Source organism: Pinisolibacter sp. DMC19, assembly GCF_056313985.1.
Genome location: NZ_JBQUZF010000003.1, coordinates 538,495 through 564,037, shown reverse-complemented (window position 1 = coordinate 564,037; position 25,543 = coordinate 538,495). Strand labels below are relative to the sequence as shown.

Here is a 25,543-nt window from a genome sequence, read left to right as displayed (position 1 = left end):
GCGGGCGGAAACAAGGCGGGGAAACGCGCGGGAGGGCCGACGCCACGCGCCCGCGGGCTTTTCTCCCCGCCATCCCCACGCTAGGTGAGGAGGCATGGATGCTGCCCTCACCCTCCCCGCCCCGCGCGCCGCCGATCTCCTTGCCTGGTACGACCGGCACCACCGCCGCCTGCCGTGGCGGGTGACGCCGCCGGAGCAGGCGCAGGGCGTCGTCGCCGATCCCTATCGGGTGTGGCTCTCCGAGATCATGCTGCAGCAGACGACGGTCGCGGCGGTGAAGAGCTATTTCGAGGCCTTCACCGCGCGCTGGCCGCGGGTCGGCGATCTCGCCGCGGCCGACGAGGCCGAGGTGATGAAGGCCTGGGCGGGGCTCGGCTATTACTCCCGCGCGCGCAACCTGCACGCCTGCGCCAAGGCGGTCGTGGCGGAGCACGGCGGGCGCTTCCCGGCGAGCGAAGAGGCGCTCAAGGCACTGCCCGGCATCGGCGCCTATACCGCGGCGGCGATCGCGGCGATCGCCTTCGACCGACGCGCCACCGTCGTCGACGGCAACGTCGAGCGCGTCGTCGCCCGGATCTTCGCCGTCGAAGAAGAGATGCCCGCCGCCAAGCCGGCGCTGCGTCGCCTCGCCGCGACGCTGACGCCGGACGTCCGGCCCGGCGACTTCGCGCAGGCGACGATGGACCTCGGCGCGACGATCTGCACCCCGCGCAAACCCGCCTGTGCGCTCTGCCCATGGACGGCGTCCTGCCGGGCGCGCGCGCTCGGGATCGCCGAGACCCTGCCGATGCGGGCGGCGAAGACGGCGCGGCCGGAGCGGGTCGGCGTCTGCCACGTCGCGGTGCGCGAGGACGGTGCGGTGCTGTTGCGGCGGCGGCCGCCGAAGGGGCTGCTCGGCGGCATGAGCGAGCCGCCGGGCGGCGACTGGGGCGCTGCGGGAACGATCGCCGAGATCGCACCGCCGGTCGCCGGGCACTGGCGGAAGATCGCGACGCCGGTCGTTCATGTCTTCACCCATTTCCGCCTGGAACTGACGGTGATGCGCGGCGACGTCGAGCGCTCGACCCCGGCACCGGCGGGGCACTGGTGGTCGCCGCCGAAGGACATCGCGAGCGAGGCGCTGCCGAGCGTCTTCCGCAAGGCGGTCGATGCGGCGCTGGAAGGCTGAGGCACGGGGCATCGTCCCCGCCCGCGACGCCCGCGAACGAAAGCGCCCCGGGATCGCTCCCGGGGCGTTTCGTCGAGCAACGTGCGCCTCAGGGGGGGACGGCGCGTCGTTCTCGGAACGAAGGGTCAGGCGGCGTCGCCGTGGCGGGTGCGCCATTCCTTGCGCAGCTCGTCGATCACCAGCGGCTGGCCGTTGCGCGAGGCGTGCCAGTAGGTCCAGCCGTTGCAGGCCTCCGCACCCTGGACCAGAGCGCCGACCCGGTGGATCGAACCGACATGACCGAGCGCCTCGAGGCTGCCGTCGATGCGGACGGTGGCGAGATGGCGCCCCTTGGCGTCGAACAGCACTTCACCGGGGGTGATCAGGCCGGTCTCGATCAGGGCGCCGAAGGGGATGCGCGCCTCGGCGCGCTTGCCCCTGACCAGCGACAGTGCCGTCGCGTCGAAGGGCTCGACGGCGGCGATGCGGGCTTCCGCCGCCGCGGCATAGGTGCGGTCGCGCTCGACGCCGACGAAGTGGCGGCCGAGGCGCTTGGCCACCGCCCCCGTCGTGCCGGTGCCGAAGAAGGGATCGAGCACCACGTCGCCGGGGTTCGACGAGGCGAGCAGCACCCGATGCAGCAGGCCTTCCGGCTTCTGGGTCGGGTGGACCTTGTCGCCGGCGGCGTCCTTCAGGCGTTCACCGCCGTTGCAGATCGGGATCGTCCAGTCCGAGCGCATCTGGGTGTCTTCGTTGAAGGCCTTCAGCGCGTCGTAGTTGAACGTGTACTTCTTGGCGTTCTTGTCGCGACCGGCCCAGATCAGCGTCTCGTGGGCGTTCTGGAAGCGCTTGCCCTTGAAGTTGGGCATCGGGTTGGTCTTGCGCCACACCACGTCGTTGAGGATCCAGAAGCCGAGATCCTGGAGGATGGCGCCGACGCGGAAGATGTTGTGGTAGCTACCGATGACCCAGAGCGTGCCGTCGGGCTTCAGGACGCGCCGCACCGCCAGCAGCCAGGCGCGGGTGAAGGCGTCGTAGGCCTCGAAGCTCTCGAACTGGTCCCAGGCGTCGTCGACCGCGTCGACCAGGCTCTGGTCGGGACGATGGAGGGCACCGGCGAGCTGGAGATTGTAGGGCGGGTCGGCGAAGACCAGATCGACCGAGGCCGAGGGCAGTTTCTCGAGCTCCGCGACGCAGTCCCCGATCAGGATCCGGTCGAGGAAATCGGCGCGCGCATGCGGCGTCGAGAGAGAGGCAGGCGAGCCCGTTCGGGCCGTCCGGATACGCGACTGGGACATGAACACGCTCGCCTGAGTTACGCGGCTACTCGATGGCGTCATGGTTACCGATCGCGGTAAAGGCGAGGTAAAGAGCATCGGGCACGGCGCCGCGGGAGGCCGGGGTGCGCGGCGCGCTCTTCCAACCGTCGCATCGCCCCCCTACAAAGGACGGAGACATCCACCCCCGACTCGGGACCAGACATGCTCGTCATCTTCGATTGCGACGGCGTCCTCATCGACAGCGAGGTCGTCGCCGCGCGCCTCGAGGCGGAAGCCGTGACCGAACTCGGCCTGCCGATGACCACGGAAGAGATCTGCCGCCGCTTCGCCGGCGTCACCACCCGCGAGGTGTGGGCGACGCTCGAGAAGGAACTCGGCCGGCCGTTGCCGCCCGGCTTCTTCGAGGCCTTCCTCGTTCGCGTGCGCGAGGTCTTCGCCGACGATCTCGAGGCGATCCCCGGCGCGCGCCGGGCGCTCGAGGCGATCCGGGCGCGGTCGATCCCCTATTGCGTCGCCTCGTCGACGCAGATGCACTCGCTCGTCACCAATCTCGGCACCGCCGGGCTCGCCGACCTCTTCGACGGCAACGTCTTCTCGGCGAGCCTCGTCAAGCGGCCGAAGCCGGCCCCGGACGTCTTCCTGCTCGCTGCCTCGCAGATGGGCGCCGACCCGGCCGACATCGTGGTGATCGAGGACTCGATCGCCGGCGTCACCGCGGCGCGGCGGGCCGGGATGGCGGTCGTCGGCTTCGTCGGCGGCAGCCACGTGACGCCCGGTCACGACGAGCGGCTGACGGCGGCCGGCGCGCGGGCGATCTTCTCGCGCATGGACGACCTCGCGGCGGTGCTGGCGGCCCAGGGCTTCGCCCTCGCCGCTTGAGGAAACAGGGACGCGCGAGGCGGCAGGAGACCGCCCGCGGGAGGAGGAACGATGCAGACGATCGGTCAGGGCGTTCCCTTGGGGACGACCGTCGAGACCCCGGCGGTGCCGGAGCCGGCGTTCTTCGGCGACGCGGCCGCCGCCGTGGCGCGGCTCGAGGCGCTCTACGGCGAGGCGATCGCCTTCCTCTCGCGTCGCTTCCGCGAGGTGGCGGAGAGCGGCGAGGTGAGCGCGCGCATCCGCGCCTTCTATCCCGAGATCCGCATCGCCATCGACACCCATGCCCGGCTCGATTCGCGCCTCGCCTTCGGCTACGTGCAGGGGCCGGGACGCTATGCCACCACGGTGACGCGGCCCGATCTCTTCCGCCGCTACCTGACGATCCAGATCGAGCAACTCCTCGCCAATCACGGCGTGCCGGTCGAGATCGGCGTCTCCGAACAGCCGATCCCGCTGCATTTCGCGCTGACCAGCGACGTCTCGATCAATGGCGACGTCGAGGAGAAGATCGGTCGCCCCCTGCGCGACGTCTTCGACGTGCCGGATCTCGCCGTCACCGACGACGCGATCGTCAACGGCACCTGGACGGCGAAGAACGGCGAGGCGGCCCCCCTCGCGCCCTTCACGGCGCCGCGCATCGACTATTCGCTCGCGCGCCTGCAGCACTACACCGCGACGGCGCCGACGCATTTCCAGAACTACGTGCTCTTCACCAACTACCAGTTCTACGTCGACGAGTTCGTCGCCTTTGCGAAGCGCGCGCTCGACGAGCCGGAGCGCGGCTTCACCGCCTTCGTTGAGCCGGGCAACGTCGTCTGGCGGCCGGGCGAGACGGTGCCCGAGGGTACACAGCCGCCGCGGGCGCCGCAGATGCCGGCCTATCACCTCGTCCGGCCGGGGCATGCCGGCATCACCATGGTCAACATCGGCATCGGCCCGTCGAACGCCAAGACGGCGACCGACCACGTCGCGGTGCTGCGGCCGCACGCCTGGATCATGCTCGGCCACTGCGCCGGCCTGAGGAACACCCAGAAGCTCGGCGACTACGTGCTCGCCCACGCCTATGTCCGCGACGACCACGTGCTCGACGCCGACCTGCCGCTGTGGGCCCCCGTCCCGGCGCTGGCCGAGATCCAGGTGGCGCTGGAACAGGCGGTGGCGGAAGTGACCGGGCTCGCCGGCTTCGAGTTGAAGACGATCATGCGGACGGGCACCGTCGCGACGATCGACAACCGCAACTGGGAACTGCGCGACCAGCAGGAACTGGTCGAGCGCTTCTCGCAGTCGCGCGCCATCGCCCTCGACATGGAATCGGCGACGATCGCCGCCAACGGGTTCCGCTTCCGCGTGCCCTACGGCACGCTGCTCTGCGTCTCCGACAAGCCGCTGCACGGCGAGCTGAAACTGCCCGGCATGGCGAGCGAGTTCTATCGCCGGCAGGTCGGCCAGCACCTCGAGATCGGCATCCGCGCGATGGAGAAGCTCCGCTCGCAGCCGGCGGAGAAGATCCACTCCCGCAAGCTCAGGAGCTTCGAGGAAGTGGCGTTCCAGTGAGGGGGCTGAGCCCCCTCAATACGTGATCGACGGCTTGACGATCAGCACGTTGACGTCGTGCTTCGGCGTGAAGTTCTGGTAGCGGACCTCGAACCGCGTCGGGGCGATCTTCTTGACGCCGGTGCCGCAGAAGGACACCAGGTTCTTCGGGTCGCCCTTGTCGATCACCATGCGGAAGTCGCCGATCGGACCCTTCCAGTTGGCGCCGGAGGTCAGCACGTAGGCGATCCACAGATCGGGGCGATAGCTGTCCTTCCTGGTCACGCCGGCGTCGAAGCCGCGGATGAAGTCGTCGTCGATGCAGAACTTGGCGCGATAGGCGGCGACCTGCTCGGCGAGATCCTTCGCCGTGCGCAGGTCCTTCTTGAGGATCGAGCCGACCGAGCCGCCGACGAAGGGCTTGTAGGCATGCGACACCCGGATCGGGCGTCCGGCCGGGAAGATCTGGGTGCGACTGACGGTGGTCTTCGTCGTCCACAGCGGCGTCCAGCTCGGCGGGGTCGACTGGCCGTCCTCGATCAGGCCTTCGGCGACCAGCGCCTCGCGCTCGGCGGGGGTGAGCGCCTTCACCGCCGCGTCGTACGGCTCCCAAACCGGCATCAACGGGATCTTCGCCGCCTTCAGCCGCGCCGTGACGTCGCGCCCCTTCAGCACCGCGGTCTGCGTCACCGTCAGGTCGGCCGGCTTGCCGTCGACCAGCGTGCGGAAGCCGAGTTCGCCGGTGAAGTCGTAGGCCGGCTTCTCGATGCCGTTCTCGATGTCGGGCAGCGGGAAGGCGACGACCGTCTCGATGTCGGCGCCGGAGGTGTTGAGGAAGACGTAGTCGACGGTGACCTTCTGCTCGGAAATGAACAGGTCTTCCGACTGCATGACGATCGCGTCCGACTTGGTCAGCGTCAGGCCGCCGAGACCGAGTTCGGCGGTACTGTCGTTGGCGAGCGCCGGTTGGGCGACGGCGGCGAGAAGGGCTGCGAACACGACGCTGCGAGACATGGTGACCTCCGACCCGGATCGGAGGGCACGCCACCCTCCCCGTCGGAGTAGAGCCGCAACGGCGCCGCGAGGCAACGGGGATCGCGCATGCGACCGGGCAAGGCCCGGTGCGGACGCCGCCCCCCGGCTCGGCTCACTTCTTCGCCGGTTCGGCGGGCTTCGGCGCCGGGGCGGGCGCGGCGCCGGCGGGCGTCGAGACCGGGCCGACCACCACGACGCTCGGGGCCTCGGCGAGGATGCGCTTGGCCGCCCGCTTGACGTCGTCGAGCGTCACCGCCTGGATCATCGCGTTGCGCCGGTCGATGTAGTCGATGCCGAGATCCTCGATCTGGATGCCGAGGACGGCGCCGGCGATCTTGTCCGACGTGTCGAAGCGCAGCGGGTAGGAGCCGATCAGATAGGCCTTGGCGGCGGTCAGTTCGGCGGCCGTCGGCCCCTGGTCGCGCATCCGCTCCAGCTCCTTGCGCACGATCGCCATCGTCTCGTCGACCTTGTCGGCAGAGGTGCCGAGCGCGCCGACGAACTGTCCGGCATGCAGCTGCGGCGCGAGGCCGGTCGCCACCGAATAGGCGAGACCGCGCTTCTCGCGGACCTCCTGGTAGAGCCAGGACGAGAAGGTGCCGCCGCCGAGGATGTGGTTCATCACATAGGCGGCCATGAAGTCGGGATCGGCCCGCTTCAGCCCCGGACCGCCGAAGCGGACGGCGGCCTGCGGCACGTCCATCGCCTCGCGGGCGGTGACGCCGGCCTTCGGCACCACGTCGGCGACGGCGACGAGTTTTCCCTCCGCCGGCAGCGCGCCGAAGATCCTGTCGAGCGCCGGAGCGAGCGTCTCCGCGTCGATGTCGCCGACGACGGCGATCTTCAGGCCCTTGCGGGTGAAGATCTCGGCGTGGGCCTTCTTCAGATCGGCGACCGTGATGGTGGCGACCGAGGCCTCGGTACCCTCGCCCGGTCGGGCATAGGGATGATCGGGGAACACGGTCTTCGCCCAGGTCCGGGCGGCGACGGCGTCGGGATTGCGCGCGGCGCGGCGGATGCCGGTGATCGTCTGGACCCGCATGCGCTCCACCGCCTCGGCGTCGAAGCGCGGCTTGGCGAGCGCCAGAGCCAGCAGATCGAAGGCGGCGGTGCGGTTCTCCGACAGAACCTTCATCTCGCCGGAGAAGCGGTCGAGCTCGTCGGAGAAGGAGAGATCGATCGACAGTTCCTCGAGGCGCTTCTGGAAGGCCTGCGAGGGAATGTCGCCGGCGCCCTCGTCGAGCAGCGTCGACAGGAGGTTGACGGTGCCCTCCTTGCCCGGCGCGTCCTGGGTCGAGCCGCCGAGGAAGGAGAAATCCAACGCGACGATCGGAACCGCGTGTTCCTCGACCAGCCAGGCCTCGATGCCCGAGGGACTGACGACGCGCTGGATGCGGCCGGCCGAGGCCGGGGTCGCAGCGGCGAGAAGACCGAAGCCGACGACGAGGGCCGCCGTGGCGTGCCGCAGGCGGGAGGCGAAGAAGGTCATGATCGCGATCCTCGTGCGGTTCAACGGAGGGCGTCGAGCGTGGCGAAGCCGGCCGGCGGCTCGGCGTAGCGGATCGGTCCGCCGCCCATCGAGCCGCCCCCCACGGGGAAGGCGGCGCGCGGCCGCGGCTTGCCGGTGGGCGGCGCGCTCTTCAGCTCGCCGGTGACAGCGCCCTGCGGCGAGAGCCATTCGGCCGCCGCCGCCTTGATCGCACTCGGCTCGACGGCACGGATGCGCGCGGGCCAGTTGCGGACGAGGTCGATGTTGCCGCCGGTCGCCATCTCGGCACCGAACAGGCGGGCGAGCGAGGCCTGGTTGTCCTGCACCTTGATCGCCTCGGCGTAGACCTTGGACTTGGAGCGGGCGACTTCCTCGTCCGGCACGCCCTTCTCGGCGACGTCGGCGATCACCGCCTCGATCGCCTTCGACAGCGTGTCGAAGGAGACGCCGTCACGCGGGCTGGCGGCGACGACGAAGCGGCCGTCGTCGAGCGCGTCGCTCTGGTAGAAGGCGCCGACGTTGCTGGCGAGCTGCTTCTCGATGACGATGGTGCGGTAGAGCCGGCTGGTGGCACCGCCGCCGAGCGTGTCGGCGAGCAGTTCCAGCGTCTCCGACTGGCCGGGCGCGGCGGTGTGGCTCGACGGCACCCGCCACATGCGCCGCCACGAGGGCTGGTTGACCAGTTCGTCGGCGAGCGACACGGTGATCGAGGCGACCGCCTCCGGGTCCTTGGGGCGCATCCGCTTCGGCGGTTCGGCGCGGCGGGGCACCCGGCCGTAGTGGGTCAACGCCAGATCGCGCACCGCCACCTCGTCGACGTCGCCGGCCACCACCAGCACCGCATTGTTGGGCGTGTAGAAGCGATCGTAGAAGGCCTTGGCATCGTCGACCGTCAGCTTCTCGATCTCCGAGCGCCAGCCGATCACCGGGATGCGGTATGGATGGCCGGGGTGCAGCGCCGCGTCGACCGCCTCGCCGAGCTTGGCGGAGGGATCGTTGTCGGTGCGCATCGAGCGCTCTTCGAGCACGACCTTGAGTTCGGGCGCGGCGGTCGCCGGATCGAGCGCGAGGTTCTGCATCCGGTCGGCCTCGAGGCTCATGACCAGCCCGAGATGCTCCTTGGCGACCCGCTGGTAATAGGCGGTGTAGTCCCAGGAGGTGAAGGCGTTCTCCTGGCCGCCGATCGCGGCGACCTTGTTGGAGAAGGTGCCGCCCGGATTGGCCTTGGTGCCCTTGAACATCAGATGTTCGAGATAGTGGGCGATGCCCGACTTGCCGGCCGGTTCGTCGGCGGAGCCGGCGCGATACCACACCATGTGGGTGACGACCGCGGCGCGCCGGTCGGGGATGACCACGACGGTCAGCCCGTTCGGCAGCTGGAAGGTCGAGACGTTGGCGCCGATGACCGGGGCGGCGGCGGGGGCCGCCGTCGGTGCCGTGGCGGGCGGGGTCGCGACGGGGCCTTCGGCGAAGGCCGGTGCGGCGAGCGTGGCGGCGAGGACGGAAACGGCGACGAATCGCCCGAGCGAGCGCGGCAAGAACCGAACCTCCTGGAACAGGTGCAGGGCGGCCGGCCACCCGACCGCCGTCGTCTCGATCAGAACGGCAACCAGGACGGCTTCCAGGAGGACTTCTCCTCCGGCGCCGCGACCGGGGCGTTGGGCGAGGGCTTGCGATACTGGTCGGGCGGCTCGATCAGCGTCTTGCGACCGCCCGGATTGGCGGCGCGCTTGATCGCTTCCTCGTTGGCCATGCCCTGACCACGCAGTTCGTCCGGCTTCAGCGGCCGGCTGGTGTCGACCGGCACCGAGGTCGGGCCGGCGGCGCCGTTCTGCATGCGCCAGCGGGCGAGTTCGTCGGGCGACATGATGCGGCCGTCGGTGCCCTTGTCGCCGTCGCGCGCGGCACGGCGCTGCTCGTCGGCGACGTCTTCCGGATTGCGCGGGAAGCGCGGGTCGGCGACGGCGGCGGTCCGCGGCGCCGGCAGCGCCTTGTTCGGCGGCACCACCAGCGGCGCGCGCGGCTTGTATTCGACCGGACGTTCGTTGGTGTCGATCGCGCCGAGACCCTGCATGACGCCCTTGATGGCATTCTGCTCGAGCGTCGTGTCCTCGTCGGCGCCTTCGGGCACGAATCCGTCGGAGGAACTGGCACAGCCGCTCGTCAGAGCGGCGAGGAGGAGGACGACTGGCGCGCCGACGGCGCCGGACCGGAACTTCGTCGACACAGAACACCCTCTCCCTGTCGACCGGCCGCGCGCCGGTCGCCCGCGACCCTTCGGTCGCCATCTGACGTCCGCCCGGCGTCCGCCGGGCCTCTCCGGCTCAGGAAGAGCCTGACTTTGTGGCATCCTCGGGGCCGGAACGAAACGCATCGATCAGAAGACCGACCACGCCCGCCACGATCCAGACGTCCGCCGGATTGAACACGTACCACGAACGCGAGCGATCCGGCAGGAAGAGATGCACGAAATCGACGACCGCGCCCGCCCAGGCCCGGTCGATCGCGTTGCCGATCGCCCCGCCGATCAGAAGTCCGAGCGACAGCGCCAGCAGAACCGACGTCGAACGCCACAGCCAGACCGCCATCACCGCGGAAGCGACCAGCGCCAGCGCCACCAGCACCCAGCGCCCCCACGGATTGTCCTGTTGAAAGAGACCGTAGGAAATGCCGTAGTTCCAGACGAGCCGGAACTCGGCGAAGGGGGCGAGGCGCACCGGACCGTTCTCGGCCAGCCCGTAGCCGTAGACCAGCCACAGCTTGGAGATCTGGTCGACGGCGAGGCCGAGCCCCGCCGTCAGGATGCCGAGGGTGCGGGCCGACACGGTCATGCCGAGGCGGCCTCCGCGGCGAGCCACTCGCGATAGGCGGTCGCGTCGCGGGCCGAGAGATCCGGGAACTCCGGATCCGAGCCGACGTCCGCGACGATCCGCCACGAGCGGGCACAACGCTGCCCCTCGAGCTTGACCGGCACCACCGCGACGCCGGCGACGTCGGCGAGGCGGAAGGCCTCGGCCGGGCCCTCGTCGGCACGCACCACGATCGACGAGGTGATCGCCACCTCGGCGAGGTCGATGCCGTCGAGCGCCGCCATGAGGTCGGCATCCGTCACATGGACGACCGGGCCGGCCTCGAGGCTGGAGCCGATGCGCTTGGCGGCGCGTTCGATCTCCAGCGCGCCGGTGACGACGCGGCGGACGTCGCGGATCTTCGCCCACTTCGCCGCGAGAGCGTCGTCGCGCCAGGTCTCCGGCACGTCGGGGAAGAGCTCGAGATGGATCGAGCCGGCCGCGGGGAAGCGATGACCCCAGGCCTCTTCCATGGTGAAGGGCAGCATCGGCGCCAGCCACTTGGCGAGCGCGTCGAACAGCCGATCGACCACGAAGAGCGCGCCGCGGCGCTTGGCCGAGGACTTGGCCTCGCAGTAGAGCGCGTCCTTGCGGACGTCGAACCAGAAGGCCGAGAGATCGACCACCATGAAGTTCAGCACGGCGCCGACGACCTTCTTGAAGTCGTAGGACGCATAGCCCGCCTTCACCGCGTCCGACACTTCGACGAGGCGATGCAGGATCAGCCGCTCGAGCTCCGGCAGTTCGCTGAAGGCCGGGTCGCCCGCCGCGTCGTGATGGGCCAGCGTGCCGAGCATCCAGCGGATGGTGTTGCGGATCTTGCGATAGCTCTCGACGTTGGTCTGGAGGATCTCCTTGCCGATGCGCAGGTCGTCGGCATAGTCGGAGGTCATCACCCACAGACGCAGGATGTCGGCGCCGGACTGCTTGATGACGTCCTGCGGCGCGACGATGTTGCCGAGCGACTTCGACATCTTGCGGCCGTCCTCGGCCATGACGAAGCCGTGGGTGAGCACGGCGTCGTAAGGCGCGCGGCCATTCGTCCCGCAGCTCTCGAGCAGCGAGGAATGGAACCAGCCGCGATGCTGGTCCGAGCCCTCGAGATACATGTCGGCCGGCCACTTCAGGTCCGGACGCTTCTTCAGGCAGAAGGCGTGGGTCGAACCGGAATCGAACCAGACGTCGAGGATGTCGCGCACCTGCTCCCAGGGGCCGAGATCGTCGACCAGACCGCCGAGGAAGCGCTCCTTGGCACCGGCCTCGTACCAGGCGTCGGCGCCGTGGGCGAGGAAGGCGTCGTAGACGCGCTTCCGCAGCTCGTCGTTCTTGGCGAACGTCGGCCCCGGCGCCAGTTCGCCGGTCACGGTGTTGCGGAAGACGGCGATCGGCACGCCCCAGGCGCGCTGGCGCGACAGAACCCAGTCCGGGCGATTGGCGATCATGCCGTTCAGCCGGTTCTGGCCCGCCGGGGGATAGAAGGTCGTCTCGGCGATCGCCTTGAGGGCGCGGGCGCGCAGCGTATCGGGCTCGTTGGAGCCGGCGGCCTCCGCGGCCGTCCCGCGGATCTGGCGGTCCATGTAGACGAACCACTGCGGCGTGTTGCGGAAGATCACCGGCTTCTTGGAGCGCCAGGAATGCGGATACTGGTGCTTCATCCGCCCGCGCGCGATCAGCGCGCCGGCCTCGACCAGCGCGGCGATGACACGGGGGTTGGCGTCGCCCTTGTCGCCCTTGTCGGTGATGACCGAGGCGCCGACGAAGCCCGGCGCGTCTTCCGTCAGGAAGCCGCCGTCGTCGACGGTGAAGGGGATCGCCGGATCGATGCCGCGCAGCTCGAGCGCGCGGGCATTGTGCATCCAGATCTCGAAGTCCTCGCGGCCGTGGCCCGGCGCGGTGTGGACGAAGCCGGTGCCCGAATCGTCGGTGACGTGGTCGCCGTCGAGCATGGGGACCTTGAAGCCGTAGCCGAGATGGGCGAGCGGGTGGGCGAGGACGAGTCGGTGCAGAACGTTGTCAGGAAGATCGTAGACCTTGGTCAAGGTCTCGATCTTGGCTGCATTTTTGACGTCTTCAGCCAGTTTCGTAGCCAGAAGCAAATGTTCTCCGGGCTTCGCCCAATTTCCCTCGGGTGAGGCGTCAACTCTGTAGAGGGCGTAGGAGACGCGCGAGGAGAATGACACCGCGCGATTGCCGGGGATTGTCCAGGGCGTTGTTGTCCAGATTACAACAGATGAGGCCACATTCAAAATATTTGAAATCATGGCATCTTCGAGAGAAAGTGGGTCGCCATCGAGCTTTCCCACCACCGGGAACTTCACGAAGATCGTATCCGACTGATAGTCCTGATACTCGACCTCGGCCTCCGCCAGCGCGGTGCGCTCGACGACCGACCACATCACCGGCTTGGAGCCGCGATAGAGCTGGCCGGAGACGGCGAACTTCTGCAGCTCGCCGGCGATCACCGCCTCGGCCTCGTAGGCCATGGTGAGATAGGGGTTCTCGAAGTCGCCGATCACGCCGAGGCGCTGGAACTCGGCCGACTGCACGCCCACCCAGTGCTCGGCGAAGGCCCGGCACTCGGCGCGGAACTCGTTGATCGGCACCTCGTCCTTGTTCTTGCCCGCGGCGCGATACTTCTCCTCGATCTTCCACTCGATCGGCAGACCGTGGCAGTCCCAGCCCGGAACGTAGTTCGAATCGAACCCTTCCATCTGCTTCTGGCGGGTGATCACGTCCTTGAGGATCTTGTTCAGCGCGTGGCCGATGTGGAGGTTGCCGTTGGCATAGGGAGGGCCGTCGTGCAGCACGAACTTCGGCCGGCCGGCGGCCTCGGCGCGCTGGGCGCGATAGAGGTCGGCGTCCTTCCACTTGGCGAGGATCTTCGGCTCGTTCTCCGGCAGGCCGGCGCGCATCGGAAAATCGGTCTTGGGCAGGAAGAGAGTCTTGGAATAATCGACGGTCTTGTCGGTCATCTCGGGTCCTCGAGAGAGCGCTCGTGTCTGGGGCAGGCCCGCGCCTCGTGAGCCGAGGGGGCCTCTGGGGCGGGTGTCGCGCGGGGACACGCGACGTCGTTCCCGAACCGGCGGCGTCGCGTCAGGCGCGCGCGCGCAGGTCCGGGCCGATAATTCGCGCGATCGGGCGCGGGGACGGTAGCGCCGTCCGGTCGGTTCGCCGCTGGGTCATGGCCCGCGTTCTAACAGGAGACGCCGAGGATCGGAAGAGGCGAAGGGCCGCGCGCGGCCACGAACGACGACCCCCGCGGACCCGGCAGGGCACGCGGGGGCGAAACGGGCGCGCGGGCGCCGGCGCTTCAGAAGCGATAGTTGACCTTGGCGAGCACCGCATCCGAGGTCGAGCGGAAGCGGACCGAGCCGCCGAGGTTGCTCGACCGGGTCTCGCGGCCGAAGTCGTAGTGCTTCCACTCGAGGCCGGCCGACCAGTTGTTGGTCAGGGCATATTCGAGCCCGAAGCCGGCGGTCCAGCCGACGCGCGAGGTCTTGCCCCAGTCCTGGGTCAGGACGCGGGTCTGGTCGTGGCGGAACTCGGAGAAGGCGATGCCGGCGGTGCCGTAGACGAGCAGGCGATCGAAGGCGTAGCCGGCCTTGGCACGCGCGTCGACGACCCAGCTCTGGCGCGAGCGGCATTCGGTGCCGAGCGCGTTCGAGCACTGGCCCTTGGCGTTGCTGCCGAGCAGACCGACGGAGAGTTCGCCGCCGAGCACGAAGGAATCGATCTGGTAGTTGTAGCCTGCCTGGACGCCGCCGAGCACGCTGCCGGCGTTGAGATCGAACGACGGGGTGGCGAAGCCGTCCCAATGGGTGCCCGACCAGATGCCGCCGAGATGGGCGCCGGCATAGAAGCCGGTCCAGTTGTAGGCCGTCGCGACCGGCGCCATCATCGCCGCCGACGGGGCCGGACGATAGAGATCGGCAGCCGAGGCCGAGCCGGCGATCAGGGCCGCCGGCAGGACGATCGTTGCGAAGACGAACGATTTGCGCATGACGTAATCCCCCCAAACGCAGTTTTACGTATCCAAACGTCAAGATTGCATGTTTCCACGGAAACGCAATCAGAGATTCGAACGCGAAGTCTCGATCGGGGGGCCCTGTGGCGCTTGTGCCTCACTCGGTCGGCGGCAGCACCCGCGACATGCCGCGGATACGCTCGCGGTGCACGATGTAGAGACCCGAGGCGACGATCAGCGCGATGCCGGCCCAGGTCGGACGGTCGGGGAAGTCGCCGAAGACCAGGAAGGACAGCGCCGTCGCCGAGACGATCTCGAGATAGCCGAAGGGCGCCAGCACCGCGGCGGGCGCATGACCGAACGCGGTGACGATCATCCCGTGAGTGACGAAGGAGATGACGCCGATCGAGAAGAAGATCGCCCAACTCCAGCCCGTCGGCCACACCACCGGTCCGGAGAGCCAGCCGGCGTTCGACGAGATCGCCAGCCCGATGCCGAGCGCCACGGTGCCGATCAGGCCGGTGGTGAACTGCACCGCCGTCAGCGTCCCCTGCCCCGACAGGCGCCGCGTCATGACGTGGTAGCCGGCGAAGGTGAAGGCGGCGGCGAGCGGCAGCAGCGCCGTCGTACCGAACTGCTCGAAGCTCGGGCGGATGATGATCAGCGTGCCGAGGAAGCCGACGCCGCAGGCCGCCCAGCGCCGCCAGCCGACCGTCTCGCCGAGGAGCCAGGGCGACACCGCCGTCAGGATCATCGGCTCGGCGAAGGCGATCGCCAGCGCGTCGGTCAGCGGCATGGTGGCGAGCGAGGTGAAGAACAGAAGCGACGTCGCCGCCAGGAACAGGCCGCGCAGCAGATGGCCGGCCGGGTTCGGCGGCATCAGCTGCCGCCCCTCGCCGATGGCGAGACCGACGAGCGTGGCGACCAGCAGCTGACCGACGAAACGCGCGAAGGCCACTTCCATCGCCGGCATCGAGCGGGTGAGGACCTTGGCCAGCACGTCCATCGACGGGACGATCAGCATCGCCGCGGTCATGATGGCGATGCCGCGGACGATCGAGGAGGAACCGGGGGTCACGCGATCTCTCCCGCCAGAGCCCTGTCGAGCGCGGTGCCCGGCGACATCGAGGAGAGGACGGCGCGCGCCTCGGCGGCGTCGAGCCGCATCTGCGCCACCAGTGCGTCGACCGAGGCGAACCTCGCCTCCGGCCGCAGGAAGGAGACGAAGCCGACGTCGACGCGTTTGCCGTAGAGATCGCCGGAGAAGTCGAAGACATGGGTCTCGAGCACCGGCGCGCCGTCGTCGAACTGCGGCCGGCGGCCCCAGTTGGCGACGCCGTGGCGGGTCAGGCCGTCGATGGTGAAGGTCACCGCCCAGACGCCCTGCTTCAGCCGGCAGTTCTCGGGAAGCCGCATGTTGGCGGTCGGGAAGCCGAGCAGGCGGCCGCGGGCGTCGCCGTGGACGATCTCGCCCTCGACGAACCAGCGATAGCCGAGCAGCCCGTGCGCCTCGGCGATGTCACCGGCCTCGAGCGCGGCGCGGATACGGCTCGACGACACCGGCTCGCCGCCCTCGCAGGCGAAGGGCTCGACCACGTCGACGCCGAAGCCGTGGCGCCGTCCCGCCTCGTGCAGGAAGCCGGGCGTGCCCTGGCGGTCGCGGCCGAACTGGAAATCCCAGCCGATGGTGATGCTGGAGGCGCCGAGCCGGCCGACCAGCACGTCGGCGACGAAGTCCTCGGCCGAGAGTGCCGCGAAGGCGGCGTCGAAACGGCCGACCACCAGCCCGTCGAGCCCGAGGGCGTCGACGATGCGGGCCTTGGCCTGCGGCGGCGTCAGGCGGAAGACCGGCCGATCGGGCGTGAAGAAGGAGCGCGGATGCGGTTCGAAGGTCAGCGTGAGCGCCGGCTTCCCCTCGGCCCGCGCCCGGTCGAGCGCCGCACCGAGCACCGCCTGATGGCCACGATGGACGCCGTCGAAGTTGCCGATGGCGACGTGCCCACCGCGAAGGCGGTCGGGCAGGCGATCTGCGAGATCGTACGGCTGCGGCGCGGCGCCTGCACGGCGCTCCACTTCTTGCGACATCGGACCACGTTCTTTCGGAGGCGGCGAAGGCTCGGAGACGATGAATCGACGCCTCGGCGCCCTGATCGTCGCGCCGACCGTGCCGTGCCCGCCCCGGCGGGTCAAGACCGATGCGGAAGGGCCGATCTGCACGCGAAGAGGAACAGGGTTAATCTTCGGTATCCCGAGAAACCACAGAAAAACTGCCGAAATTCGCGATCGTTCGCCCCCCGGTCGGTGGATGGCGAGGTCCAACCCCGGTTCGTTGCGGCGTTTCCGGCGGTTTCATTGGTTTCCCGGCGGGTTCCATTAACGGAATGTTCGAAACTGATGCCTAGATTGCGGTAAAGGCCGGTGATCGACGTCGCGAATGCATGTGACGGCGGTGGGACCGGAGAGTGCGGAAGGGGGCATTCCTCGCCGGGATGCCGCGCAATGTTCGGAGTACCCACTCATGGCGCTTGATCTTTCGATGCCGGTTCTCGTGGTCGACGACTACAAGACGATGATCCGGATCATCCGCAACCTCTTGAAGCAGCTCGGCTTCGAAGACGTCGACGAGGCGTCGGACGGCACCGAGGCGCTCGGCAAGATGAAGGAGCGCCGCTACGGCCTCGTCATCTCCGACTGGAACATGGAGCCGATGACCGGCTACGAGTTGCTCAAGCACGTTCGCGCCGACGGCGGTCTGTCCAAGACCCCGTTCATCATGGTCACGGCCGAATCCAAGACCGAGAACGTGATCGCCGCCAAGAAGGCCGGCGTGAACAACTACATCGTGAAGCCGTTCAACGCGCAGACGCTGAAGGGCAAGATCGAGGCGGTCTTCCAGGACTGACGCACCACACCGCCGGCGAGGGAGGGGATGCCCGCGCCGGAACGGACTTGAACCCAAGGGGACGTATCATGGCTCCGGTCAAACCGGAGCAGCTCAGCCGGATCGTCGAGTTCCTGCAGACGGAACGTCGCGATCTGTCGCTCGACGACGTCATGGCGCTCGCCGAACGCATGGCCGAGACGCTGGACGACACCGTCGCCAGGGTCGATGAGCTGCTCCACGACGAATTCCGTTCGATCGTCGGTGAAATCGCGTCGCTGCGTCGCGACATCGGCGCCTTCCGGCCCGGCCAGATCCGCTTCCAGAAGATTCCGGAAGCCGGACGCGAGCTCGACGCCGTGGTCGAATCGACCGAAGCCGCGACCAACGCCATCATGGAATCCGCCGAGGCCATCATGGCCGCCGACGGGTCCGACCCGGAGGCCTTCAAGACTCTGGTCGACGAGAAGATGGTGACGATCTTCGAGGCCTGCTCGTTCCAGGACATCACCGGCCAGCGCATCCGCAAGGTGGTGCGCACGCTGACCTGGATCGAGGAGCGTCTCGCCGGCCTCGCCAGGACGCTGAAGATCGACGACGCCGAGGGCGAAGCCGAGGAGAGCGAAGAGGAACGCCGCATGCGCGAGCTGATCCTCCACGGTCCCCAGCACGCCGGCGAGGGCGTCGATCAGAACTTCGTCGACGACGTCATGTCGACGTCCGACCAGGACGACATCGACGCGCTGTTCCGCTGATCCCATCCGCACCGACAATCAGAGCCGCCGTCCGGACCCCTCCGGGCGGCGGTTTCGCGTCTCGGGCTCTCGATGTCGGTCGGCTCAGGGATTGCGGCGGGCGGGCGCCGGCGCGCCGGCGGGCACGATCCGGATGCCGGGCCGCGGCGGCTCCTCGGCGACCGGAGTGCCGGCGCGCGCGGGCGCGGGCCGCTTCGATGCCGCCGATCGCGCCTCGGCCATTCTCGCCTCGGCCTGACGCGGCGCGGCGATGCGCGCGGCGACGGCCTGCGGCGTCGCCTCCGGGGCCGGGGCCGGCGGCGGCTCGACCGGGCGGGTCGCGGCGGCGGCACGGGCGAGCGCGCTCGGTTGCGGCTTTTCCGCCATCGCCTCGACCCGGACGGGCCGCGGCGGGGCGAAGAGATTGCCCTGACCGAGGCGGACGCCGTAGTCGAGCACGTCGACCACCTCGGTCTCGCGCTCGACGTGGTCGGCGATCAGCTCCATGCCGAAACGGCGGAAATAGTCGGTGAGGTCGACCGGATGGATGTCGGTGCCGAGCTCGTCGCCCTTGTGCAACAGCCGCTCGGCCGAGATCTTGGCCCAGCGGAAGCCGCGGTCGGCGAGGTTCTGGAACGAGATCTTGAGGTCGGTCATCTGGTCGACCGAGAAGCGGAAGCCCAGCTCCTTCAGCGCCTTCATGCCCTCGCTCTCGATCGGCCCCATGGCGCGCACCGAGGCCTGCGGGAATTCGAGCACCAGCATGTCGGCGAGGTCGCGGTTCTTCTCCATGAACTGGAGGAAGTCGCGGAAGAAGCCGGCGTGCGACAGGCTGGCCGAGGAGAGATTGAGGAAGACGCCGATGTCGCGCGAGCGTTCGGCGAGGCGGCGCAGGATCGCCACCGACTTGATCAGGATCTGCTCGTCGATCGACGCCATCAACCCGCGCGCCTCGGCGATCGGGATGTAGTCGGAGGGGTGGATCACCTCGCCGTCGTCGCCGCGCAGCCGGGTCAGCGCCTCGTAGAAGCGCACCTTGCGCTGCGGCAGCGAGACGATCGGCTGGAGATGCAGGTCGATGCGGTCGGCGTCGATGGCGCGTCGGACGTAGGCGAGGAAGCCGTCCTCGTCGAGATCGGCGAAGCGATCCGGCACCAGCTCCGAGCGCGACGTCGCCGCCGCCGGTCGTCCGCTCGAAAGCGCCGAGGGCCGTTCGCCGAGGCCGCGACGCGGCTCCTGGCGGATGTCGCCGCGGATCAGCGCCGAGCGCGTCTCGGTGAACTGCACCTCGAGATCGGCGACCGCCTCGATCACCTGCCGGGTGAGCGTGCCGATCACCTCGACCTCGGCGACGACCTGGTCGATCTCCTCGCGCCGCGCCCGCGCGCCGCCCTCTTCGAGCATCAGCAGCCGACGTTCGACCGCGCCGACGTCGGCGGCGACGTCGGCGATGCGGCGGACGAGGAACTCCAGCCGGTCGTCCTCGGCGGCACGTCGACGCCGGATGCTCGTCGCCCAATGGATCGCCGTCAGCGCCAACAGCACGATCGCGCCCGAAGCCGCCGCTCCCGTCGCCGACGCCGCGAACTGCCAATAGGCGATCGCGCCGACCGAGAGGGCGACGATCGGGATGCAGATCGCGATGAAGAGGTCTGCGAAACGGCGCATGTGACGGGCCCGGCGCGACGATCGTCGCTCGTGTTCGCGCCACCATGCCTGATTCACCATCGCCGAGCCAATCGCCTCGCGCCTCACCGTGCGCGTTCATTCGGCGCGGAAGGAGGTTATCCACGGATCGCGGCATCGCGGGGCCGTGAAGGCGACGCCCCTTGACCCTCGCCGGGGCCGCCGCCAAATGGTCGGTGAGAGCCAATGGGCACCGGCGCGACGCCGCGCCCCGCGAAAGGATCGACGACATGATCACGCTGAAGATCGAAGGCATGACCTGCATGGGCTGCGTCCAGTCGGTGGAACGCGCCGTGCTCAAGGCCGATCCGAACGCCAAGGTGACGATCGATCTCGCGAGCGGTCGCCTCGACCTCGACGGCGGCCTCGATCGCGACGCCGCCCGCAAGGTGATCGAAGCGACCGGCTTCGACGTCGTCGACTGACGCAGCGTCGGCCGAGGCCGCCGCGGCCGTTGCAACCGGCGATCCGCCGGTGCATGACGAGGTCGTTCGCGCTCGCGGAATCGGTCCGCGAGCCTGAAGCGTTCGACCAGCGGGCCGCCTGCCGATGAGTTTCTTCCGTCTCTATCTCCGTGCCGTCGGCCTCGTCGGCCCCGATCGCGGCCTCGCCTTCGGTCTCGGCTTCGCCGGCATCGTCCTGGCGCTGCTCGGCTTCGCCGAACCGATCCTGTTCGGCCGCGTCGTCGACGCGCTGACCCACGACCGCCCGGCCATGGGGTTGGTGGCGCTGTGGGCCGGCCTCGGCTTCGTCGGTATCGCCGCCGGCATCTTCGTCTCGCTCCACGCCGACCGGCTCGCCCATCGCCGCCGGCTCGAGGTGATGCGGAACTTCTTCGAGCACGTCATCCAACTGCCCGCCTCGTTCCATTCCGACGAGCAGTCGGGCCGGCTGATCGGCGTCATGCTGCGCGGCACCGACCATCTCTTCTCGCTGCTGCTCGCCGTCTTCCGCGAGCATCTGACGGCGATCGTGATGCTGGTCGCGCTGATCCCGGTGTCGCTCACCATGAACTGGCGCATGGGCCTGCTCCTGATGGCGCTGATGGTGGTCTACGGCACGCTCTCGACCATCGTCGTGCGCAAGACCCGTTTCGGCCAGGAGCGCGCCGAAGCCTATCACTCCGAGCTCTCCGGCCGCGTCGTCGACGTCATCGGCAACGTCTCGGTGGTGCAGAGCTTCTCGCGCCTGCAGGAAGAGGCCCGCGCGCTGCAGGCGATCATGGGCAACCTGATCGCCGCGCAGTTCCCGGTGCTGAACTGGTGGGCGCTCGCCTCGGTGCTGACGCGGGCGGCGGCGACGATCACCATCGTCTCGCTCTTCGCGCTCGGCACCTCGCTCCATGCCAAGGGCGAGATCTCGGTCGGCGAGATCGTCTCCTTCGTCGGCTTCGCCGGCATGCTGATCGGCCGCCTCGACCAGCTGACGCAGTTCCTCTCGTCGCTGGTCTTCGAGGCGGCGGGCATGCGCCAGTTCTTCGACGTGCTCGACCAGACCTCGACGCTCGTCGAGAAGCCCGGCGCCCCGGCGTTGAAGGTCACCGGCGGCCGCGTCGTCTTCGATACCGTGAACTTCCGCTATCCGCGTTCGAATTCCGGCCTCCACGACGTCTCCTTCGTCGCCGAACCGGGCAAGACGACCGCGATCGTCGGCCCGACCGGCTCGGGCAAGTCGACGGCGATCGCGCTGCTCCAGCGCGCCCGCGATCCCTCGGGCGGGTCGATCACCATCGACGGGCAGGACCTGCGCGACGTGACGATCGACAGCATCCGCAAGTCGATCGGCGTCGTCTTCCAGGACCCGGGCCTGTTCGATCGCTCGATCGCCGAGAACCTGCGCATCGGCCGACCCGAGGCCACCGACGACGAGATCCGCGAGGCCGCCCGCCTCGCCGAGGCCGACGGTTTCGTCGAGAGCAAGTTCGGCGGCTGGGACGCGCGGGCCGGCGAGCGCGGGCGCGGCCTCTCGGGCGGCGAGCGCCAGCGCCTCGCCATCGCCCGCGCGATCCTCAAGAACGCGCCGATCCTCATCCTCGACGAGGCGACCTCGGCGCTCGACAACGAGACCGAGCTGAAGATCAAGCGCGCGCTCGATCATCTGGCGAAGGACCGCACCACCTTCGTCATCGCCCATCGCCTGTCGACGGTCCGCAACGCCGACCAGATCCTCTACATGGAGGCCGGCCGCATCGTCGAACGCGGCACCTTCGACGAACTGGTGGCCGCGGGCGGCCGTTTCGCTGCGCTGGTGGCGGCCGGCGAGTTGCAGGACGAGGAAGAGGAGGCCGCGGCGATGTCCCCGGCGTGAGACTTCGATAAAATTCGAGCGGTCGAGAAAACCGTGTCTCGAGACGGCTCTGATAGGACGGGAGGACGGGCGCGAGTGCCCGGCCTGTCACAGGAGATCCGTCCGATCATGGCTTCGAACGCTCTTTCCGCCGCGAACGGCCCCGCGAAGGGCTCGCCCGTCTTCTCCGACGACGCCCGCGACGACTGGCAGGACTGCCCGATCGATCCCTCCTGGGTCCTCGAAGGTGCGCCGCAGGCCCGCATCGTCGCGCTCGCCAGCGGTGCCGACGGCTTCGCCTCGACGGCGCTGTGGGACTGCACCCCCGGCACCTTCCGCTGGCAGTTCCATTGGGACGAGACCGTCCACGTCATGGAGGGTGTCGTCGAGGTGACCATGCCCGACGGCAGCGAACACGTGCTGCGCGCCGGTTCCGTCGCCTTCTTCCCCGGTGGCTCCCACGCCGTCTGGCGGGTGGTCGAACCGATCCGCAAGCTCGCCGTCTGCCGCCGCACCGTGCCGGCGCCGCTCGCCCGGATCATGACGACCGGCGATCTCGCCCGTCGGGCCGTGCGCTTCCTGAAATACGCCGCGCGCGTCATCTTCATCGGCACCGTGCCGGAGAGTGCGACCCTTCCCAAGGGCGAACCCGCACTCGTCCCGATCCCCGTCCGCGCCGCCGCACCGCGCCGCATCGCCGCCGTCGCCGGTATCGCGGCCGCCGCCGCGGCAGCCGCCACCATGGCGGCGCTCGACTTCGTCTGATCGCGTCGCCCGCCTCCGCGCACGCCTCGTCCGCCCTCCCCGTTCGACAAACCGCCGCAGCGCGGTCGGCCCCTCGCCCAGGGGCCGGCCGCGCCGTCGCGCGTCGTCTCACGGCCGACCCGCGCGTCTTGCCGCCTCGCCCTCGCTCGACGCGGGCACGACGCCGGAAGAAGTCCGTTCTCCCGCGCTCGTCCACATCGACTCATGCCATTTTTGCATTCCAGATATGCGAAAACATTGGCTGATCTACACGCAAAACTGGCAGAGACGTAACGTTATGTCCGATTGAGCATATCTAACAGATGGTTTATGACGCGGGGTTATTTAAATTACGCCTGAAATATTACGAGAAACGCGATTTGATATGCGTATTTGCCCGAGTTATCATGGTCCCAGATAGTCCTCGTACACCATTTTCCGGGCTATCCAAAAGCGAAGACGTTCTTCCGGGCGGATACGATGACAGACGACGACAGTTCTCGCAAAAGAGCGCCAGGCGTCACCTATGGAACGGCCGGAAATTGCCCCGACGGCATCTCCTTCATCGAGCATTTCCTGGTGGACGACGCACCGCCGGAACTCGAGGCGGTCGAGGCGGCGATCGACGCCGAGCCGCGGCCCTGGTGGCTCCGTTGGGTGCGACTGGGTGCCGTCGCGCTGTCGCTCGGCTTCTGGGCGCTGGTGATCCACGTCCTCTTCTGGTGAGGGCGCCAGAAATTGCTGGCGCCCCGCCGCGCCGGATCGACCGGGCGGCGGCGGCCCGAACGGCGGAAAACGTCCTCCGCCTTGACTCGTGCCGCCTTCGTCCCTATCTCCGAGCGACCCTGTTGGCACTCGATTTCGACGAGTGCCAACAGGTCGAATTCCCGGCGTCCCCCACCCCGATCCATTCATCGCGCGGACGGGTCACGGGCGACAGCCGAACGAACGTGTTCCAGAGAGGATCGCATCCATGTCCATCTCCTTCCGTCCGCTCGCCGACCGTGTCGTCGTCAAGCGCATCGAAGCCGAGCAGAAGACCGCCGGCGGCATCATCATCCCCGGCACCGCGCAGGAGAAGCCGCAGGAAGGCGAGATCGTCGCCGTCGGCCCCGGCGCCCGTGACGACGCCGGCAAGCTGATCGCGCTCGACGTCAAGGTCGGCGACAAGGTGCTGTTCGGCAAGTGGTCGGGCACCGAGATCAAGCTCGGCGGCCAGGACCTCCTCATCATGAAGGAGAGCGACATCCTGGGCATCGTCGGCTGAGGCCGTCCGATCCGGATCGTTCTCCCACCCGTTTCTCTCTTTCGGAGTAGGCCCACATGGCTGCCAAAGACGTCAAGTTCTCCGCCGATGCCCGCGAGCGCATGCTGCGCGGCGTCGACATTCTCGCCAACGCCGTCAAGGTGACGCTCGGCCCGAAGGGCCGCAACGTCGTCATCGACAAGTCCTTCGGCGCTCCCCGCATCACCAAGGACGGCGTCTCCGTCGCCAAGGAGATCGAGCTCGAGGACAAGTTCGAGAACATGGGCGCCCAGATGGTGCGCGAAGTGGCCTCGAAGACCGCCGACCTCGCCGGTGACGGCACCACCACCGCGACCGTACTCGCCCAGGCCATCGTCCGCGAGGGCGCCAAGGCGGTTGCCGCCGGCATGAACCCGATGGACCTCAAGCGCGGCGTCGAGCTCGCCGCCGCCACCGCGGTCAAGGACCTCGAGGGTCGCTCGCGCAAGATCAAGACCTCGGCCGAGGTCGCGCAGGTCGGCACGATCTCCGCGAACGGCGAGAAGGCGATCGGCGAGATGATCGCCGAGGCGATGCAGAAGGTCGGCAACGAGGGTGTCATCACCGTCGAGGAAGCCAAGACCGCCGAGACCGAACTCGACGTCGTCGAAGGCATGCAGTTCGACCGTGGCTACCTGTCGCCCTACTTCATCACCAACGCCGACAAGATGGTGGCCGACCTCGAGGATCCCTACATCCTGATCCACGAGAAGAAGCTCTCCAACCTGCAGGCGATGCTCCCGGTCCTCGAGGCCGTGGTGCAGACCTCCAAGCCGCTCCTCATCATCGCCGAGGACGTCGAGGGCGAGGCGCTCGCCACGCTCGTCGTCAACAAGCTGCGCGGTGGCCTGAAGATCGCCGCCGTCAAGGCGCCGGGCTTCGGTGACCGTCGCAAGGCCATGCTCGAGGACATCGCCATCCTGACCAACGGTCAGGTCGTGTCGGAAGACCTCGGCATCAAGCTCGAGAACGTCACCCTCGACATGCTCGGCCGCGCCAAGAAGGTCACGATCGCCAAGGAAAACACCACGATCGTCGACGGCACCGGCGCCAAGTCCGAGATCGAGGCGCGCGTCGCCCAGATCAAGGCCCAGATCGAAGAGACCACCTCCGACTACGACCGTGAGAAGCTCCAGGAGCGTCTCGCCAAGCTCGCCGGCGGCGTCGCGGTCATCCGCGTCGGCGGCGCGACCGAGGTCGAGGTCAAGGAGAAGAAGGACCGTGTGGACGACGCGCTCGCCGCGACCCGCGCCGCGGTCGAAGAAGGCATCGTCCCCGGTGGCGGCGTGGCTCTGCTGCGCGCCAAGAAGGCGGTCGAGGCCCTGTCGTCCGACGTCGCCGACGTCCAGGCCGGCATCAACATCGTGCTGAAGGCCCTCGAGGCCCCGATCCGTCAGATCGCCGAGAATGCCGGCGTGGAAGGCTCGATCGTGGTCGGCAAGCTGCTCGAGAACCCCGACGCCGAGATCGGCTTCGACGCTCAGACCGAGCAGTTCGTCAACATGGTGTCGGCCGGCATCATCGACCCGACCAAGGTCGTCCGCACGGCGCTCCAGGACGCGGCTTCGGTCGCCGGCCTGCTGATCACCACCGAGGCGATGATCGCCGAGAAGCCGCGCAAGGAAGCTGCTCCGGCGATGCCGGGCGGCGGCATGGGCGGCATGGGCGGCATGGACTTCTGATCCGCCAGGATCGGAAGGCCGTGAAGGCCGCCCATCACCGAGAAGTGCCGAAGTCGGGCAAGCCCGACT

General features: G+C 68.8%; 22 protein-coding genes. 11 read left to right on the top strand and 11 right to left on the bottom strand.

Going from position 1 to position 25,543, the window contains the following annotated elements; translation table 11 throughout:
* Positions 1-94 precede the first annotated feature (94 nt).
* Complete coding sequence (mutY, locus tag ACT53U_RS10700; protein ID WP_476154884.1) at positions 95-1,168, top strand: A/G-specific adenine glycosylase; 1,074 nt, start codon at positions 95-97, stop codon at positions 1,166-1,168.
* 125 nt (positions 1,169-1,293) lie between these two features.
* Here mutY and ACT53U_RS10695 read toward each other — a convergent pair whose 3' ends face one another.
* The gene (locus ACT53U_RS10695) at positions 1,294-2,445 is read right to left on the bottom strand and encodes a DNA methyltransferase (RefSeq protein ID WP_476154882.1); all 1,152 of its coding nucleotides are present in this window, start codon (positions 2,443-2,445) and stop codon (positions 1,294-1,296) included.
* A 183-nt stretch (positions 2,446-2,628) separates the two neighbouring features.
* Between ACT53U_RS10695 and ACT53U_RS10690 the strand changes: the two genes are divergently transcribed.
* Both ACT53U_RS10690 and ACT53U_RS10685 read left to right on the top strand, forming a co-directional pair.
* Positions 2,629-3,306 carry an HAD family hydrolase gene (locus ACT53U_RS10690; protein WP_476154880.1) on the top strand — a complete coding sequence of 226 codons (678 nt, stop codon included), beginning with the start codon at positions 2,629-2,631 and terminating at the stop codon, positions 3,304-3,306.
* 51 nt (positions 3,307-3,357) lie between these two features.
* Positions 3,358-4,860: an AMP nucleosidase gene (locus tag ACT53U_RS10685; RefSeq protein ID WP_476154878.1), complete on the top strand. Its 1,503-nt coding sequence runs from the start codon at positions 3,358-3,360 to the stop codon at positions 4,858-4,860.
* 15 nt (positions 4,861-4,875) lie between these two features.
* Here ACT53U_RS10685 and ACT53U_RS10680 read toward each other — a convergent pair whose 3' ends face one another.
* From ACT53U_RS10680 to ACT53U_RS10640, 9 genes are all read right to left on the bottom strand, one after another.
* The gene (locus tag ACT53U_RS10680; RefSeq protein WP_476154876.1) at positions 4,876-5,853 is read right to left on the bottom strand and encodes a DUF4424 family protein; all 978 of its coding nucleotides are present in this window, start codon (positions 5,851-5,853) and stop codon (positions 4,876-4,878) included.
* A gap of 133 nt (positions 5,854-5,986) precedes the next feature.
* A complete protein-coding gene (locus tag ACT53U_RS10675) occupies positions 5,987-7,363 on the bottom strand; it encodes a M16 family metallopeptidase (protein WP_476154874.1) in 1,377 nt (458 codons plus the stop codon).
* A gap of 20 nt (positions 7,364-7,383) precedes the next feature.
* Positions 7,384-8,901, bottom strand: a complete 1,518-nt coding sequence (locus ACT53U_RS10670) for a M16 family metallopeptidase (RefSeq protein ID WP_476154872.1) — start codon at positions 8,899-8,901, stop codon at positions 7,384-7,386.
* A gap of 59 nt (positions 8,902-8,960) precedes the next feature.
* The gene (locus ACT53U_RS10665) at positions 8,961-9,590 is read right to left on the bottom strand and encodes a hypothetical protein (protein WP_476154870.1); all 630 of its coding nucleotides are present in this window, start codon (positions 9,588-9,590) and stop codon (positions 8,961-8,963) included.
* 97 nt (positions 9,591-9,687) lie between these two features.
* Positions 9,688-10,194: a signal peptidase II gene (lspA, locus tag ACT53U_RS10660; RefSeq protein ID WP_476154868.1), complete on the bottom strand. Its 507-nt coding sequence runs from the start codon at positions 10,192-10,194 to the stop codon at positions 9,688-9,690.
* Positions 10,191-13,184 (bottom strand): isoleucine--tRNA ligase, encoded by a 2,994-nt coding sequence (ileS, locus tag ACT53U_RS10655; protein ID WP_476154866.1) that lies wholly within the window; start codon positions 13,182-13,184, stop codon positions 10,191-10,193. The genes lspA and ileS overlap by 4 nt, the downstream gene beginning before the upstream one ends.
* Before the next feature lie 338 nt (positions 13,185-13,522).
* Complete coding sequence (locus ACT53U_RS10650; RefSeq protein ID WP_476154864.1) at positions 13,523-14,212, bottom strand: outer membrane protein; 690 nt, start codon at positions 14,210-14,212, stop codon at positions 13,523-13,525.
* Positions 14,213-14,333: 121 nt separating this feature from the next.
* A complete protein-coding gene (locus ACT53U_RS10645; protein WP_476154862.1) occupies positions 14,334-15,254 on the bottom strand; it encodes a DMT family transporter in 921 nt (306 codons plus the stop codon).
* Complete coding sequence (locus tag ACT53U_RS10640) at positions 15,251-16,261, bottom strand: bifunctional riboflavin kinase/FAD synthetase (RefSeq protein ID WP_476154860.1); 1,011 nt, start codon at positions 16,259-16,261, stop codon at positions 15,251-15,253. Before ACT53U_RS10640 ends, ACT53U_RS10645 begins: the two co-directional genes overlap by 4 nt.
* Before the next feature lie 433 nt (positions 16,262-16,694).
* Here ACT53U_RS10640 and ACT53U_RS10635 point away from each other — a divergent pair, with 433 nt between their 5' ends.
* Positions 16,695-17,078 carry a response regulator gene (locus ACT53U_RS10635; RefSeq protein ID WP_476135147.1) on the top strand — a complete coding sequence of 128 codons (384 nt, stop codon included), beginning with the start codon at positions 16,695-16,697 and terminating at the stop codon, positions 17,076-17,078.
* Positions 17,079-17,146: 68 nt separating this feature from the next.
* Entirely contained in the window at positions 17,147-17,812 is a 666-nt protein-coding gene (locus ACT53U_RS10630; RefSeq protein ID WP_476154858.1) for a protein phosphatase CheZ, read from the top strand.
* A gap of 84 nt (positions 17,813-17,896) precedes the next feature.
* Here ACT53U_RS10630 and ACT53U_RS10625 read toward each other — a convergent pair whose 3' ends face one another.
* On the bottom strand, positions 17,897-19,459 hold the full coding sequence (locus tag ACT53U_RS10625) for an EAL domain-containing protein (protein ID WP_476154856.1): 1,563 nt from the start codon (positions 19,457-19,459) through the stop codon (positions 17,897-17,899).
* A gap of 248 nt (positions 19,460-19,707) precedes the next feature.
* Here ACT53U_RS10625 and ACT53U_RS10620 point away from each other — a divergent pair, with 248 nt between their 5' ends.
* The 6 genes from ACT53U_RS10620 (at position 19,708) to groL (ending at position 25,474) form a co-directional block, all read left to right on the top strand.
* Positions 19,708-19,902, top strand: coding sequence for a heavy-metal-associated domain-containing protein (locus ACT53U_RS10620; protein WP_476154854.1), 195 nt, complete (start codon positions 19,708-19,710; stop codon positions 19,900-19,902).
* A 124-nt stretch (positions 19,903-20,026) separates the two neighbouring features.
* Positions 20,027-21,784 carry a glucan ABC transporter ATP-binding protein/ permease gene (locus ACT53U_RS10615; RefSeq protein WP_476154852.1) on the top strand — a complete coding sequence of 586 codons (1,758 nt, stop codon included), beginning with the start codon at positions 20,027-20,029 and terminating at the stop codon, positions 21,782-21,784.
* Between the two features lie 108 nt (positions 21,785-21,892).
* Positions 21,893-22,528 carry a cupin domain-containing protein gene (locus tag ACT53U_RS10610; RefSeq protein ID WP_476154850.1) on the top strand — a complete coding sequence of 212 codons (636 nt, stop codon included), beginning with the start codon at positions 21,893-21,895 and terminating at the stop codon, positions 22,526-22,528.
* A gap of 558 nt (positions 22,529-23,086) precedes the next feature.
* Positions 23,087-23,233 (top strand): hypothetical protein, encoded by a 147-nt coding sequence (locus ACT53U_RS10605; RefSeq protein ID WP_476154848.1) that lies wholly within the window; start codon positions 23,087-23,089, stop codon positions 23,231-23,233.
* A 247-nt stretch (positions 23,234-23,480) separates the two neighbouring features.
* Positions 23,481-23,774 carry a co-chaperone GroES gene (locus tag ACT53U_RS10600; RefSeq protein WP_476135135.1) on the top strand — a complete coding sequence of 98 codons (294 nt, stop codon included), beginning with the start codon at positions 23,481-23,483 and terminating at the stop codon, positions 23,772-23,774.
* Positions 23,775-23,830: 56 nt separating this feature from the next.
* On the top strand, positions 23,831-25,474 hold the full coding sequence (gene groL / locus ACT53U_RS10595; RefSeq protein WP_476154846.1) for a chaperonin GroEL: 1,644 nt from the start codon (positions 23,831-23,833) through the stop codon (positions 25,472-25,474).
* The last annotated feature ends 69 nt before the right edge of the window (positions 25,475-25,543 follow it).

Excerpts from the sequence above, each read along its gene's own strand:
- ACT53U_RS10695 (WP_476154882.1), bottom strand. The coding sequence starts at position 2,445 with ATGTCCCAGTCGCGTATCCGGACGGCCCGAACGGGCTCGCCTGCCTCT.
- ACT53U_RS10600 (WP_476135135.1), top strand. The coding sequence starts at position 23,481 with ATGTCCATCTCCTTCCGTCCGCTCGCCGACCGTGTCGTCGTCAAGCGC.
- ACT53U_RS10640 (WP_476154860.1), bottom strand. The coding sequence starts at position 16,261 with ATGTCGCAAGAAGTGGAGCGCCGTGCAGGCGCCGCGCCGCAGCCGTAC.
- ACT53U_RS10630 (WP_476154858.1), top strand. The coding sequence starts at position 17,147 with ATGGCTCCGGTCAAACCGGAGCAGCTCAGCCGGATCGTCGAGTTCCTG.
- ACT53U_RS10650 (WP_476154864.1), bottom strand. The coding sequence starts at position 14,212 with ATGCGCAAATCGTTCGTCTTCGCAACGATCGTCCTGCCGGCGGCCCTG.
- ACT53U_RS10690 (WP_476154880.1), top strand. The coding sequence starts at position 2,629 with ATGCTCGTCATCTTCGATTGCGACGGCGTCCTCATCGACAGCGAGGTC.
- lspA (WP_476154868.1), bottom strand. The coding sequence starts at position 10,194 with ATGACCGTGTCGGCCCGCACCCTCGGCATCCTGACGGCGGGGCTCGGC.
- mutY (WP_476154884.1), top strand. The coding sequence starts at position 95 with ATGGATGCTGCCCTCACCCTCCCCGCCCCGCGCGCCGCCGATCTCCTT.
- ACT53U_RS10615 (WP_476154852.1), top strand. The coding sequence starts at position 20,027 with ATGAGTTTCTTCCGTCTCTATCTCCGTGCCGTCGGCCTCGTCGGCCCC.
- ACT53U_RS10620 (WP_476154854.1), top strand. The coding sequence starts at position 19,708 with ATGATCACGCTGAAGATCGAAGGCATGACCTGCATGGGCTGCGTCCAG.
- ACT53U_RS10685 (WP_476154878.1), top strand. The coding sequence starts at position 3,358 with ATGCAGACGATCGGTCAGGGCGTTCCCTTGGGGACGACCGTCGAGACC.
- ACT53U_RS10610 (WP_476154850.1), top strand. The coding sequence starts at position 21,893 with ATGGCTTCGAACGCTCTTTCCGCCGCGAACGGCCCCGCGAAGGGCTCG.
- ileS (WP_476154866.1), bottom strand. The coding sequence starts at position 13,184 with ATGACCGACAAGACCGTCGATTATTCCAAGACTCTCTTCCTGCCCAAG.
- groL (WP_476154846.1), top strand. The coding sequence starts at position 23,831 with ATGGCTGCCAAAGACGTCAAGTTCTCCGCCGATGCCCGCGAGCGCATG.
- ACT53U_RS10625 (WP_476154856.1), bottom strand. The coding sequence starts at position 19,459 with ATGCGCCGTTTCGCAGACCTCTTCATCGCGATCTGCATCCCGATCGTC.
- ACT53U_RS10635 (WP_476135147.1), top strand. The coding sequence starts at position 16,695 with ATGGCGCTTGATCTTTCGATGCCGGTTCTCGTGGTCGACGACTACAAG.
- ACT53U_RS10680 (WP_476154876.1), bottom strand. The coding sequence starts at position 5,853 with ATGTCTCGCAGCGTCGTGTTCGCAGCCCTTCTCGCCGCCGTCGCCCAA.
- ACT53U_RS10675 (WP_476154874.1), bottom strand. The coding sequence starts at position 7,363 with ATGACCTTCTTCGCCTCCCGCCTGCGGCACGCCACGGCGGCCCTCGTC.